This is a genomic window from Aquamicrobium terrae (assembly GCF_052978165.1).
Map to the genome: position 1 here is coordinate 1,472,897 of NZ_JBRKLZ010000001.1, position 13,497 is coordinate 1,486,393.

Consider the following 13,497-nt stretch of genomic DNA (forward strand, 5'->3'; position numbering starts at 1 on the left):
GTATGGCGGACTTCGACCCCCAGCGCGACAGGCTGATCGACGTCGAGCTCGACGAGACGATCGGCCGTTCGACGCCGGACGTCGAGCACGAACGCGCCGTGGCGATCTTCGACCTGATCGAGGAAAACAGCTTCCGGCCGGTCAACGACAGCACGCCGGGGCCCTACAAGCTGAAGCTGTCGCTGGTCGATTCGCGCCTGGTGTTCGCCATCACCCGCGAGGACGGCTCGGACGTCGTCACCCATATCCTGTCGCTGACGCCGTTCCGGCGCATCGTCAAGGATTACTACATGATCTGCGAAAGCTATTACGACGCCATCCGCTCGGCGTCGCCCAGCCACATCGAAGCCATCGACATGGGCCGGCGCGGCCTGCACAACGAAGGCTCGCAAACGCTGAAGGACCGGCTGGCCGGCAAGATCGACGTCGATTTCGACACCGCACGGCGGCTGTTCACCCTCGTGTGCGTGCTGCACTGGCGAGGCTGACCTGAGCGAGGTGCCCTCCCCCTCCAAACCCCGCTCGATCCTGTTCATGTGCGGGATGAACGCCGTGCGCTCCCCCATGGCGGAGATGCTGGCGCGCCGCATGCTGCCGTCCGGCATCTTCGTGGCCTCGGCCGGCGTCCATGCCGGCGAGCGCGATCCCTTCGTCGATGCGGTTCTCGAAGAGGAGGGCCTGTCGCTGGGCGAGCGCGAGCCGCGTGCGATGGACGAGGTCGAGGACGCCTTCTTCGACCTCATCGTCACCCTGTCGCCGCAGGCCCACCATATGGCGATGGAGCTCACCCGCACCATGGCGGTGGATGTGGAATACTGGCCGACCTTCGACCCGACCTCGATCACCGGAACCCGCGAGCAGCGGCTGGCGGCCTATCGCGATGTGCGCGAACACTTGAAGGAGCGAATCGCCAAACGCTTCGTGGAGCCTGCCTGACGTGACCCACCTCCTTGCCGACACCATCCGCATCGCCGCGGCTGCCCTGATCGGTCCGGATCGCAGGACGCTGCTGGTGCGCAAGCGCGGCACTTCTTCCTTCATGCAGCCCGGCGGCAAGATCGACGCGGGCGAGGCGCCGCTGGCCGCCCTGCGCCGCGAGCTTGAGGAAGAGCTCGGCCTGACGATCGATGCGGGCAGCGCCGAATATCTCGGCTGCTTCTCGGCCCCAGCCGCGAACGAGGCGGGACGCAAGGTCGAGGCGCAAACCTTCCTGGTGGAGATCGACGCGCCGGTGGAGGCACAGGCGGAGATCGCGCAACTGTGCTGGCTCGATCCGTTCGACCCGCCTGACCTGGAGCTGGCGCCCCTGTCGCGCGACCTGATCCTGCCGCTCATCAGGGCAAGGCTGGAGCGGCACGCGGCCGGATAAATCCGGCCCCCTCACCCGACGCTTCCGCCCATGCGGATCGGCCCAAAGAAAAACGCCCGCAACAGAGTGTTGCGGGCGGTTTCCGGTCGATTCGTCAGGACGGGACTATTCGCCGCCCACCATCACGAAGCGGATGATGAACAGGGCCGCCACCAGCCAGGTGGCCAGATGGACGTCCTTGTAGCGTCCGGTCAGCGTCTTGAGCACCGCATAGGAGATGAAGCCGAAGGCCAGACCGTTGGCGATCGAATAGGTGAACGGCATGATCAGCGCCGTCAGCGCGGCCGGAGCGGCCTCGGTGATTTCGTCCCATTCGACGTCGAGCAGTTCGCGCATCATCAGGCAGGCGACATAGAGCAGCGCCGGGGCCGTGGCATAGACCGGAACTGCGCCGGCCAGCGGCGAGAAGAACAGCGCGGCGAGGAACAGCAGGGCGACGACCAGCGCGGTCAGGCCGGTGCGGCCGCCGGCCTGCACGCCCGAGGCGCTCTCGACATAGGCGGTGGTGCTGGAGGTTCCCAGCACCGAACCGGCCAGGATGGCGGTGCTGTCGGCCATCAGCGCGCGGCCGAGACGGTTGGGCTTGCCCTCGGGCATCAGGCCGGCGCGCTTGGCGACGCCGATCAGCGTGCCCGTCGCATCGAAGATCTCGACTAGCACGAACACCAGGATGACATGCGCCAGACCGGCATGCAGGGCGCCGAGCACGTCGAGCTGCATGAAAGTGGGCGCGATCGACGGCGGCAGGGACACGATGCCGCCGAACTGGCTGACGCCCAGCATCATCGAAAGCACGGTGATGATCAGGATGCCGATCAGGATGGCGCCGCGCACCTTCAGCGCATCCAGCGCCGCGATGATGAAGAAGCCGCCGATCGCCAGCAGCGGACCGGTCTGGGTGAGATCGCCGAGGCCGACGAAGGTGGCCGGATTTGCGACCACGATCTCCGAGCTCTTGAGCGCGATGATGGCCAGGAACAGGCCGATACCGGCCGCGATGGCGCTGCGCATGGAATGCGGGATGCCCGCCACCAGCCACCGGCGCACGCCGGTGACCGTCAAAAGCAGGAAGATCACGCCGGAAATGAACACCGCGCCCAGCGCCTGTTGCCAGGTGAAGCCCATGGCGCCGACGACGGTGAAGGCGAAGAAGGCGTTCAGGCCCATGCCCGGCGCCATGCCGATCGGCCAGCGCGCGACGAACGCCATGATCGCCGAGCCGAGCGCCGCGGCAAGGCAGGTGGCCACGAACACGGCGTTGCGGTCCATGCCGGTCGTCGACAGGATCTCCGGATTGACGAAAATAATGTAGGACATCGTCAGGAAGGTGGTGATGCCCGCAATGATTTCGGTGCGGATCGACGATCCCTCTTCCTTGATCTTGAAATATGCTTCGAGCACTTGTGCTCCTCCCTCTCCTGACGGGCTTTCGAGTGATGGCTGGATGAACCTTCAAGAAGCCCGACACACAAGACTGGACAAACGCTTCCCTTGCGTTAGTCTGCCCTCCCGTGGTTCGGCCCGGTTCCTCCTGCCCGATCCGGCGCACAATCTGCCCCTTGCCTTGATGGTTCAAGTGGCAACTACCTGAATTTCGCTCAAAGCTGTTTATCGTTTTTGTAAACGCTCGGTCGAAATGGAAACCGCCATTTTCCACCGCTGGTCGTGGCCGCGAGAGGCAGCGAATCTCCCCGTCACCGGGCGCGCACGCATTTGGCGCCTGCGCCGATTAGCGTGTTCACAAAGCCGGCTTTATCATATAGGTTCCGCGCAAAATCCGGGCGACGTCCCGGATCATCACCCGAGAAAAGGTATCGAATGCCGAAGGAAGAAGTCCTCGAGTTTCCGGGCGTGGTGACGGAATTGCTGCCGAACGCCATGTTCCGGGTGAAGCTCGAAAACGATCACGAAATCATCGCCCACACCGCCGGCCGCATGCGCAAGAACCGCATCCGCGTGCTGACCGGTGACAAGGTCCTGGTCGAGATGACGCCCTATGACCTGACCAAGGGCCGCATCACCTACCGTTTCAAGTAAAAGTCGTCCGGGCAGGCAAGCATGGCTGGGAGCAAACCGCAGACGCTGGTGCTTGCCTCGGCTTCGCCGCGCAGGATCCTGCTCCTGCAGCAGGCGGGCATCGAGCCTGACCGCATTCTGCCGACCGACATCGACGAATCGCCGCTGCGGGCCGAGCATCCGCGTTCGCTGGCCAAGCGCCTGGCGAAGGAGAAGGCCGAGCAGGCTCTCGCCACGCTGAAGGCCGAGGCGGACGCGCCGCCGGCCTATGTGCTGGCCGCCGATACAGTGGTGGCCGTCGGCCGCCGCATCCTGCCCAAGGCGGAGACCATCGACGACGCCGTCTATTGCCTGCAATTGCTGTCCGGCCGCTCGCACCGGGTCTATTCCGGTATCTGCCTCGCCACCCCATCCGGCAAGCTGCGCCAGAAGCTGGTCGAGACACGGGTGCGCTTCCGGCGCCTGCCGCGCGAGGACATCGACCGCTACGTCGCCTCCGGCGAATGGCGCGGCAAGGCCGGCGCCTATGCCGTGCAGGGGCTGGCCGGCTCCTTCGTGGTCAAGCTGATCGGCTCCTACACCAGCGTGGTCGGGCTGCCGCTCTACGAAACCGTGGCGCTGCTTGCCGGCGAGGGTTTCGACACCCGCGCCGGATGGCCGGCCCAAGGCGTGTCATGACCGGCGACACCAAGGCACAGGTCACACCTCTGCGGCCAAAGCGGCCTTGCCCCGAATGCGGCCGGCCTTCGGCCCGCGATACCTATCCCTTCTGCTCCAAGCGCTGCAAGGACATCGACCTCAATCGCTGGCTGAAGGGCGCCTATGTCATCCCGGTGCGCGACGACGAGGAAGACGCCGACGACGTGCCGGACAGCGGCAACAGGCAGGACTGACACAATTCAGGTTCAGATGGAACCGCCCGCCGCAAACGGCAAGGCCATCCGCGCGTCATCATACCCCACCTCCCCACAAGGGGGAGGGGGACGATTTCGCCGGTGTCGCCGCTACAATCTTCAATGCAGTTCCAATCGCTGCCGTCGCGGAATCCCCTCCCCCTTGTGGGGAGGGGTTAGGGGTGGGGGTAGCGTTAGGGGTGGGGGTAGCGTTAGGGGTGGGGGGTAGCGCCAAGTGCGACAGCCCTGCCACATCAACTCGCCACGCGCGGACGCCCAGCGGCGGTGGCAACGATGAAGGCCTCGACCAGGCTGCGCTCGCCCTCGATCACCGCATCCCTGATGTCGCGGCTCACGTCGATGCGGGCATGGTCGGTGCCGGCCCGACCGGCCAGTTCGACGGCAATGGCGCGGGCCGCCTGTTCGGCTGCCGCCATCGCCTCCTCCTCGGTCTCGAAATCCTCCAGCAGTTCGCCGGCATTGACGCGATAGACGCCGGGCTCCGGTTGGCTGATGCGCGCCTCGGCCGACATGCGCACCTGCCCCACCACGGCGCCCAGCGCGTTGGCGACATCGGCGTCGGGGGCGATCTCGCACGCGCTGCCGACCAGCGAAGGCAGGCCGGCATAGTGGAGATGGGCGGAAGCACCGAGGCCGATCACCGGCCGGTCGAGCGCGATCGACAGGCGCGCCATGCCGCGGTTGCCGTCGAGCGCCCGCTGCACCAGCGCATGCGTCACCGGCGCCTCCTCCTCCAGCCCGTCGGCCGCAAAGACCGTCTCGAACATCATTTCGGCGGAACGGCGGGTCACGGCGGCCAGCACAAGCTCGCTGAGCCCCTCGGCGGTGTCCGCCGCCGGTTGGCCCATGCCGTTGCGTCGGCGCGCCATCAGCTCGGCGCCGAGCCACGCCGCCGCCGCGTTCCAGTTCGCCTGCCGGCCCAGAACATGGGCCGCATCCGACGGGGTGAAGCCGACGATATGCACGAGCCCCCGCGCCACCAGCCGGTTGAGCGTGGCGACTTGCGAGGTGGAGACCAGCAGGCGGTCGAGCGCGGCAGGAACGTCCGCGATCTGCGCATAAAGCCGCGTTTCGGTGTTGGAGAGACCCGAGGCAGCGCTTTCGGGCACGCCGGTGCGCATGGCGAAGCGGCCGTCCAGCCGGCTGGCGGCGGGCTGCAGCAACTGCCGGGAAAGCGCCTTGTCCACCACCTCGCCATGGCGCACCGCCGCCAATGACAGCGGCACCAGCCGGCGCGGCCCAAGTTCGATCCGCGTCGCCAGCGCATGGTCGCGCAGCGTCACTTCCGAATCGCCGCCAAGGCCGAAGGTGCGCATGGCGACGGCCTCGACCATGGTGCGCATGCCGCCCACCGTCGCTCCTTCCGGGTCGAGCCTGAGCCGGCCTTGATCGAGCACGGCCACATCCGTGGTGGTACCGCCGATGTCGGAGACGACCGCATCGTCGAACCCGGTCAGGTGGCGCGCGCCGACAAGGCTGGCGGCCGGTCCGGACAGGATCGTCTCGATGGGCCGGGTGCGGGCGAAATCCGCGGTGATCAGCGCGCCGTCGCCGCGCACCACCATCAGCGGCGCCTGGATCTCCCGCCGGGCCAGGAAGCCTTCGGTGGCGGCGATCAGCCGGTCGATCATGGAAATGAGGCGGGCATTGAGCAGGGTGGTGAGCGCCCGGCGCGGCCCGCCGAGCTTGGAGGTCAGCTCGTGCGAGCAGGTGACCGGCAGCCGCGTGCGCGCCCGGATGAGGTCGCGCGCGGCAATCTCGTGCTCGGGGTTGCGCACCGCGAAATAGGCCGCCACCGCCACGCCCGTGACCGACCGCTCCAGTTCCGGCAGCGCCGCTTCCAGCGCCTCCAGCGACAATTCGGCGGCATTGCCGTGCACGTCGTGGCCGCCGGGGCAGAAGATCACCGGATCGGTGCCGAGCGCGCCGGACAGGCCGTTGCGGGCGAGGTCCTCCGCGCCGAAACCGATCATCACCAGCGCCACGCGCCCGCCCTGCCCTTCCACCAAGGCATTGGTGGCAAGCGTGGTCGACATCGACACCAGCTTGATCGCGCCGTGCTCGATGCCGGACTCGGCCAGCACCGCATCGGCCGCACCCGAAATGCCCTCCGCCAGATCGTGACGCGTGGTGAGCGACTTCGCCTTGGCCACGATCCCGGCCTCTTCGGACCACAGCACCGCGTCGGTGTAGGTGCCGCCCGTATCGATACCCAGATAGAGCGCGCCGCTTGACGGCCTGTTCGGCGGCAACACGGTCACGCCTGCCCCGGCATTGCACCGGCATCGAGGGATGAGAGCGGAAGACGGGAAGGAAGGGACGATGGCACGGCAGACCTGCAAATTGTCGGCGGCGCACGGGCCGCCATGGACGACAGGCCGAGCAATCGCGCCGGCTGCCGTCCAATGCAAGCGAATTTAGGCCCGCACGCCCGCCGACGGCTCCCGATAAGCGACATCGGCGTCGCAAACCGGTCGCCATCTTCCGGTGCAGAAAGCCCCCTTCCCTTCCTCGCGGCGAAGCGGCATACTCCGGCAACATTGTCTCATTTGGTGATTGATGCCGCCTGCCAAGAAGGAAGTTCGCTCGAAACGTGCCCGCACCCCAGCTTTCGTCAAGAACCTGCGTGGGGTGAAGAACTGGAAGGAAGTCAGCGCCTGGCTCGAGTGGCGCGGCATCGAAGATATCGAATGCATCACGCCGGACCAGGCCGGCGTCGCACGCGGCAAGATGATGCCGTCGAACAAGTTCACCTCCAACACCTCGCTCGCCCTGCCGTCCGCCGTGTTCATGGCCACCATTTCCGGCGGCTACCCGGAAGACGGCAACGGCTTCGTCTATCCAGAGGATGACGGCGACCTGAAACTGGTGCCCGACCTTTCGACGCTGACCGTGGTGCCGTGGGAGGAAGACCCGACCGCCGCGGTGATCTGCGATCTGGTGCATCAGGACGGGCGCTCGGTGGAATTCACGCCGCGCAACGTGCTCAAGCGCGTCGTCGCCGCCTACGACGAGCGCGGGCTGAAGCCCGTGGTCGCGCCGGAGATCGAATTCTATCTGGTTCACAAGAACCCCGACCCCGACTATCCGCTGACCCCACCCGTCGGCCGCTCCGGCCGCGCCATCGGCGGCGGCGCCGGCTATTCGATCGCCGGCGTCAACGAGTTCGACGAGCTGATCGACGACATCTATCATTTCTCGGAAAGCCAGGGCCTCGAGATCGACACCCTCATCCACGAGGAAGGCGCCGGACAGCTCGAGATCAACCTGCGCCACGGCGACCCGATCGAGCTGGCGGATCAGGTGTTCATGTTCAAGCGCACCATCCGCGAGGCGGCGCTAAAGCACAACATCTACGCCACCTTCATGGCCAAGCCCATCCAGGGCCAGCCCGGCTCGGCCATGCACATCCATCAGTCGATCATCGACAAGAAGACCGGCCGCAACATCTTCACGGCCCCGGATGGCGCCGAAAGCGAAGACTTTTTCCACTTCATCGGCGGCATGCAGAAGCATGTGCCGAACGCGCTGGTGATGCTGGCGCCTTATGTGAATTCCTACCGTCGCCTCACCCAGGCCGCCTCGGCGCCGGTCAACAACAAATGGGGCTACGACAACCGCACCACCGCCTTCCGCGTGCCGCGTTCCGACCCGGCGGCGCGGCGCGTCGAAAACCGCATCCCCTCGTCCGACGCCAATCCCTATCTTGCGGTCGCAGCTTCCCTCGCCTGCGGCCTGATCGGAATGACCAACCGCCTGGAGGCCGAGCCTCCCGTGGTGACGACGGCCAACGAGGACGAGATCGACCTGCCGCGCGGACTGCTGGAGGCCGTCGACCTGTTCGAGCACGACGAAGAACTGGCCGCCCTCCTCGGCAAGACCTTCGCCACCACCTATGCCGCGATCAAGCGGGCCGAGTTCGAGACCTTCATGGAAGTCATCAGCCCGTGGGAGCGGGAGTATCTGTTGTTGAATGTCTAGGAGGTCAGGGGGAGTAGGGCAGTAGGGGGAAAGTCGCAGGCATGAAGGCCGGGATCAACTCCTATCGCGACCTCGTCGTCTGGCAACAGGCCATGGATCTTGCCGCTGCGGCCTACACCATTACCAAGGCTTGGCCAAAGGAAGAACTTTATGGTCTTACAAGTCAGCTCCGTCGTGCCGCGTCCTCTGTTCCGGCAAACATTGCCGAGGGTTTCGGGCGCGAAAATCACGGCTCCTACCAACAGTTTCTCAGGATTGCACAGTGATCGCTCAAGGAGTTTGAAACGCATCTGCTTCTTGCCGGGCGCGTGGGAATTGCCACAGATAAGGACATCGATCCGCTCATGACTATGAGCGAAAGTGTCGGCAAACTGCTGCGCCTGCTGATCCGCAGGCTATCTGACAGCTAAACCTACTGCCCTACTGCCCTATCCCGTACTCCCTTGTAATCACAATGCCCTATCAATCCCCAATTTCACCCGGCCGCTCATGGTATGAAGACACCGTCGGTGAAAGGCCCGCATATCCCCGGCTGGATGGAGACCGAAACTGCGATGTCGTGATCGTCGGCGGCGGCTTCACGGGGCTCTCGGCTGCCGCGCATCTGGCCAGGGCCGGCACGAATGTCGTGCTGATCGAGGCGCACCGGTTCGGCGACGGCGCCTCCGGACGTAATGGCGGCCAGATGGGCACCGGCCAGCGCGCCTGGCCCGAGGAGATGCAAGGCGAATATGGCCTTGCCCGCGCCAAGGCGCTGTTCGACCTTGCCGAGGAGGCGAAGTCGCACCTGCTGGACTTCGCTCAGGAAAACGGCATCGACCTCGACTACATGCCCGGCCAGATGTCTGTGGCGCACAAGAAGCGCTATGTCGACGACTACAAGGCCCATGCCGAGCTGATGGCCACCCGTTTTGGCTATCCGCATATCGCCTTCATGGATGCCGGGGAAACCGCGGAACGACTGGGCTCCGATCGCTTCTTCGGCGGCGTGCGCGACACCGGCACCGGCCATATCCACCCGCTCAAGCTGGTCATCGGCACCGCCCGCGTGGCCGCCGCAGCCGGCGCGCACGTGCATGAGGACACGCCGGCCACCGGCATAGATTCAACCGGCGGCAAGGTGCGGGTGACGACACCTTACGGCACCATCACGGCACAGAAGTGCCTGATCGCCACCAATGCCTATGGCGGCACGCTGGAACCGGTCAGCGCCGCGCACATCATGCCGATCGGCTCCTTCATCGGCGCGACCGTGCCGCTGGGCGCCGACAGTCCGGTCATTCCGGGCGGAGAGTCGGTGGACGATTCGCGCTTCGTGGTGCGCTATTTCCGCAAGTCGAAGGACGGCCGGCTGCTGTTCGGTGGCCGCGAGATCTATGCCGTGTCCGACCCCGGCGACATCCACATCCATATCCGCAGGCAGATCGCCGAGATCTATCCGGCGCTGAAGGATGTCGAGATCACCCATGGCTGGGGCGGCTATGTCGGCATCACCATGCCGCGCAAGCCCTTCGTGCGCGAGGTGATGCCCAATGTCATCTCGGCCGGCGGCTATTCCGGCCATGGCGTGATGCTGTCGAATTTCGTCGGCAAGCTCTATGCCGACACCGTCGCCGGCAACCGCGAGAAGCTGAAGCTGTTCGAGGAACTGAAGATACCCTCCTTCCCCGGCGGCCGGCGCCTGCGGGGCCCGCTGCTGTTCCTGGCGCTCAACTGGTACGCCCTGCGCGACCGGATCTGACAGGACGCATTGGCCGGGACCCTCGCACCCGTTAAACCAATCTTCACCACTGCCCCGCATTGTCGCGGACCTGCGGCACGTGTATCGAGTACCGCGGTGCGCGAGCACCCAGGCAACAACCCGCGCCTCACCAAAGGGCGCGGGTTCTGCATTTTTGGCTGGCCATGGCCACTTTGCCGAAGCAATCCGCTTGTGAAGGCGGCATGGGGCCATGAAAAAAGCCGGGCGAGCCCGCTTTTTCACATAGGTTTTTTTCGGCCGGATCAAGCGGCCTGAAGGGCGCCCTGCAGCGTGGTAAGCTGGGCCAGATACTGCTCCGCCCGCGTGCGCGCGGCATCGTCCTTGGCGTCGGCGACATCTTCCCTGGCGTCCTGGACGCGGCGGGCGATATCGTCCCGGTCGAGGTCCTTCACGGCCACGGCCGATTCCGCCAGCAGCGTGCAGCCGGCCGGCAGGATGTCGGCGAAGCCGCCGAACACCACATAGCGCTCCTGCTGCCCGGCAGCCGTCTTCACGGTGACGACGCCCGGCTTGATCGTGGTCATGACCGGAGCGTGGTTCGCCATCACGGTCATCTCGCCTTCCGTTGCCGGAATGACGACCGATTCGATCTTCTCGGAGACGAGCAGACGCTCCGGCGAGACCAGTTCGAATTGGAAAGCTTCAGCCATGATGCCTATGCCTTTGGTGCCTCGGGCAGCGACGCCTCGAAATGCGAGACCGCCGCTGCGAACTTGTCCCGGCAGCCGGGATTACAGAAACCGACCGTGTGGCCTTTGTAGACGGTCAACGAGTCCGCCGAAATCGGCTTGCCCGACCATGGGCAGGTTTCGTTGACCGCGTCCTCCAGCCGCAGCTCCCGACCCGACATGGATCAGGCAGCTTCGGCAGCCAGCTTCTTCGCCTTTTCCACGGCTTCCTCGATGCCGCCGACCATGTAGAAGGCAGCTTCCGGAAGATGATCGTACTCGCCGGCGACCAGGCCCTTGAAGCCCTTGATCGTGTCTTCAAGGGCGACCAGCTTGCCCGGCGAGCCGGTGAACACCTCGGCCACGAAGAACGGCTGCGACAGGAAGCGCTCGATCTTGCGGGCGCGGGCCACCGTCAGCTTGTCCTCTTCCGACAGTTCGTCCATGCCGAGGATGGCGATGATGTCCTGCAGCGACTTGTAGCGCTGCAGCGTCTGCTGCACGTCACGGGCGACCTGGTAGTGCTCCTCGCCGACGATCAGCGGGTCGAGCATGCGCGAGGTCGAGTCCAGCGGATCGACGGCCGGATAGATGCCTTTCTCGGCGATGGCGCGGTTCAGCGTCGTGGTCGCGTCGAGGTGGGCGAACGAGGTCGCCGGCGCCGGGTCGGTCAGGTCGTCGGCCGGCACGTAGATGGCCTGCACCGAGGTGATCGAGCCCTTGGTCGTGGTGGTGATGCGCTCCTGCAGGGCGCCCATGTCGGTGGCCAGCGTCGGCTGGTAGCCCACCGCCGAGGGAATGCGGCCGAGCAGGGCCGACACTTCCGAACCCGCCTGGGTAAAGCGGAAGATGTTGTCGACGAAGAACAGCACGTCCTGGCCCTGGTCGCGGAAATATTCGGCGACGGTCAGGCCGGTGAGCGCGACGCGGGCGCGGGCTCCGGGCGGCTCGTTCATCTGGCCGTAGACGAGTGCCGCCTTGGAGCCTTCGCCGCCGCCCTTCTGGTTGACGCCCGATTCGATGAACTCGTGATAGAGGTCGTTGCCCTCGCGGGTACGCTCGCCGACGCCGGCAAACACCGAGTAGCCGCCATGCGCCTTGGCGATGTTGTTGATCAGTTCCTGGATGAGAACGGTCTTGCCGACGCCGGCGCCCCCGAACAGGCCGATCTTGCCGCCCTTGGCGTAAGGCGCGAGCAGGTCGATGACCTTGATGCCGGTGACGAGGATCGCCGCTTCTGTGGACTGGTCCACATATTCCGGAGCCGGCTGGTGAATGCCGCGATGCTCGGTGGCGGTGATCGGGCCGGCTTCGTCGACCGGCTCGCCGATGACGTTGATGATGCGGCCGAGCATGCCCGGGCCGACCGGCACCGAGATCGGCGCGCCGGTGTCGGCCACGGACTGACCGCGCACCAGGCCTTCGGTGGCATCCATGGCGATGCAGCGCACGGTGTTCTCGCCGAGGTGCTGCGCGACTTCGAGAACCAGGCGGTTGCCGACATTCTCGGTCTCGAGCGCGTTCAGGATGGCCGGGAGATGATCTTCGAACTGCACGTCGACAACGGCGCCGATGACCTGACGAACCTTGCCCTTCGGGCCCTTGGCGAGATTGAAGCTCGCCGTCGTGCCACGCGTGTCGACCTTGCCCGGCTTGCCTTCGGCCACCAGCTTGGCCGCCTCTTTCGCCGCGGCACCCCTTGCAGGAGCCTTCTTGGGAGCCTCAGCCTTCACTGCCGCCTTGGGCGCCGCCTTTGCCGCGGCCGCCTTCACGGGAGCTTCTGCAGTCTTAGCGGTCGCCTTTTTGGGGGTCGCTGCTTTCGCCATCGTCTCTAGCCCTTTTTCGTCCGTTTGTTGTCACATGCTCCGGTGAAGGCGACCGGCCTTCACGCCGCATGCTAGAGCGCCTCGGCGCCCGAAATGATTTCGATGAGTTCCTTGGTGATCTGCGCCTGCCGCTGGCGGTTGTAGGTGATCGACAGCTTGTTGATCATGTCGCCGGCATTGCGCGTCGCATTGTCCATGGCGCTCATCTTGGCGCCCATCTCGCCGGCTGCGTTTTCCAGCAGCGCGCGGAAGACCTGGACGGAGATGTTGCGCGGGATCAGGTCGGAAAGGATCTCGCTCGGCTCCGGCTCGTACTCGTAGACGGCGCTGCCGTTGGCGGCTTCGGCTTCGGCAGGAGCGGCGGCCGGAATGAGCTGCTGCGCGGTCGGCACCTGGCTGATCACCGACTTGAAGTTCGAGTAGAACAGCGTGCAGACGTCGAACTGGCCCTGCTCGAACAGCCCGATCACCTTCTTGGCGATCGCGTCGGCATTGGCGAAGCCGATCGTCTTCACCTCGCGCAGGTCGATGCGCTCGATGATGAGCTGCGCATAGTCGCGGCGCAGGATGTCGAAGCCCTTCTTGCCGACGCAGATGATCTTGACCGTCTTGCCGTCGGACAGAAGCTTGCGGATGTGATCGCGGGCGAAGCGCGCGATCTGCGAGTTGAAGCCGCCGCACAGGCCGCGCTCGGCCGTGCAGACGACGAGCAGATGCACGTCGTCCTTGCCGGTGCCGGTCATCAGCGCCGGGGCTTCGCCGCCCGCGCCGATGGCCTGGGTGATGTTGGCCAGGACGGCACTCATGCGCTCCGAATAGGGGCGCGCGGCCTCCGCAGCCTCCTGGGCACGACGCAGCTTCGCCGCGGCGACCATCTGCATCGCCTTGGTGATCTTCTGCGTCGCCTTGACCGAGGCGATGCGGTTACGAAGGTCTTTCAGTGACGCCATGCTTCAAACTC

At 65.7% G+C, this 13,497-nt stretch carries 14 protein-coding genes and 1 pseudogene; 9 read left to right on the plus strand and 6 right to left on the minus strand.

What is annotated here, in order from left to right; all coding sequences use genetic code 11:
* The first annotated feature begins 2 nt into the window (after positions 1-2).
* The 3 genes from ACVCNR_RS07490 to ACVCNR_RS07500 are packed head-to-tail and all read left to right on the plus strand — an operon-like array spanning position 3 to position 1,369.
* Positions 3-488, plus strand: a complete 486-nt coding sequence (locus tag ACVCNR_RS07490; protein ID WP_354197142.1) for a UPF0262 family protein — start codon at positions 3-5, stop codon at positions 486-488.
* 46 nt (positions 489-534) lie between these two features.
* Complete coding sequence (locus tag ACVCNR_RS07495) at positions 535-936, plus strand: arsenate-mycothiol transferase ArsC (protein ID WP_447074230.1); 402 nt, start codon at positions 535-537, stop codon at positions 934-936.
* Between the two features lies 1 nt (position 937).
* Entirely contained in the window at positions 938-1,369 is a 432-nt protein-coding gene (locus ACVCNR_RS07500) for an NUDIX hydrolase (protein ID WP_354197138.1), read from the plus strand.
* 105 nt (positions 1,370-1,474) lie between these two features.
* Here ACVCNR_RS07500 and ACVCNR_RS07505 read toward each other — a convergent pair whose 3' ends face one another.
* Positions 1,475-2,770: an NCS2 family permease gene (locus ACVCNR_RS07505; RefSeq protein WP_447074231.1), complete on the minus strand. Its 1,296-nt coding sequence runs from the start codon at positions 2,768-2,770 to the stop codon at positions 1,475-1,477.
* Positions 2,771-3,187: 417 nt separating this feature from the next.
* Here ACVCNR_RS07505 and infA point away from each other — a divergent pair, with 417 nt between their 5' ends.
* The 3 genes from infA to yacG are packed head-to-tail and all read left to right on the plus strand — an operon-like array spanning position 3,188 to position 4,278.
* Positions 3,188-3,406 carry a translation initiation factor IF-1 gene (gene infA, locus ACVCNR_RS07510; protein ID WP_011579535.1) on the plus strand — a complete coding sequence of 73 codons (219 nt, stop codon included), beginning with the start codon at positions 3,188-3,190 and terminating at the stop codon, positions 3,404-3,406.
* 21 nt (positions 3,407-3,427) lie between these two features.
* Positions 3,428-4,063 carry a Maf-like protein gene (locus ACVCNR_RS07515; RefSeq protein ID WP_447074232.1) on the plus strand — a complete coding sequence of 212 codons (636 nt, stop codon included), beginning with the start codon at positions 3,428-3,430 and terminating at the stop codon, positions 4,061-4,063.
* Entirely contained in the window at positions 4,060-4,278 is a 219-nt protein-coding gene (gene yacG / locus ACVCNR_RS07520; RefSeq protein ID WP_354197132.1) for a DNA gyrase inhibitor YacG, read from the plus strand. The genes ACVCNR_RS07515 and yacG overlap by 4 nt, the downstream gene beginning before the upstream one ends.
* Before the next feature lie 254 nt (positions 4,279-4,532).
* Here the strand turns inward: yacG and ACVCNR_RS07525 are convergent, their stop codons facing one another.
* Positions 4,533-6,554, minus strand: a complete 2,022-nt coding sequence (locus ACVCNR_RS07525) for a hydantoinase/oxoprolinase N-terminal domain-containing protein (protein ID WP_447075654.1) — start codon at positions 6,552-6,554, stop codon at positions 4,533-4,535.
* Positions 6,555-6,858: 304 nt separating this feature from the next.
* On the opposite strand from ACVCNR_RS07525, the gene ACVCNR_RS07530 reads away from it, so the two are divergent.
* The 3 genes and pseudogenes from ACVCNR_RS07530 to ACVCNR_RS07540 all read left to right on the plus strand — a co-directional run bounded on the left by ACVCNR_RS07530 (position 6,859) and on the right by ACVCNR_RS07540 (position 10,021).
* The gene (locus tag ACVCNR_RS07530) at positions 6,859-8,280 is read left to right on the plus strand and encodes a glutamine synthetase family protein (RefSeq protein WP_354197128.1); all 1,422 of its coding nucleotides are present in this window, start codon (positions 6,859-6,861) and stop codon (positions 8,278-8,280) included.
* Between the two features lie 41 nt (positions 8,281-8,321).
* Positions 8,322-8,690 (plus strand): annotated as a pseudogene (locus ACVCNR_RS07535) (four helix bundle protein).
* 44 nt (positions 8,691-8,734) lie between these two features.
* Positions 8,735-10,021 (plus strand): NAD(P)/FAD-dependent oxidoreductase, encoded by a 1,287-nt coding sequence (locus tag ACVCNR_RS07540; protein WP_354197126.1) that lies wholly within the window; start codon positions 8,735-8,737, stop codon positions 10,019-10,021.
* Between the two features lie 263 nt (positions 10,022-10,284).
* On the opposite strand, the gene ACVCNR_RS07545 is transcribed toward ACVCNR_RS07540, so the two are convergent.
* The 4 genes from ACVCNR_RS07545 to ACVCNR_RS07560 all read right to left on the minus strand — a co-directional run bounded on the left by ACVCNR_RS07545 (position 10,285) and on the right by ACVCNR_RS07560 (position 13,486).
* A complete protein-coding gene (locus ACVCNR_RS07545) occupies positions 10,285-10,692 on the minus strand; it encodes a F0F1 ATP synthase subunit epsilon (protein WP_354197124.1) in 408 nt (135 codons plus the stop codon).
* A 5-nt stretch (positions 10,693-10,697) separates the two neighbouring features.
* Positions 10,698-10,892, minus strand: coding sequence for a glutathione S-transferase (locus ACVCNR_RS07550; RefSeq protein WP_354197122.1), 195 nt, complete (start codon positions 10,890-10,892; stop codon positions 10,698-10,700).
* A gap of 3 nt (positions 10,893-10,895) precedes the next feature.
* Positions 10,896-12,536 (minus strand): F0F1 ATP synthase subunit beta, encoded by a 1,641-nt coding sequence (atpD, locus tag ACVCNR_RS07555; RefSeq protein ID WP_354197120.1) that lies wholly within the window; start codon positions 12,534-12,536, stop codon positions 10,896-10,898.
* A gap of 71 nt (positions 12,537-12,607) precedes the next feature.
* Entirely contained in the window at positions 12,608-13,486 is an 879-nt protein-coding gene (locus tag ACVCNR_RS07560) for a F0F1 ATP synthase subunit gamma (protein WP_447074233.1), read from the minus strand.
* Between the last annotated feature and the right edge of the window lie 11 nt (positions 13,487-13,497).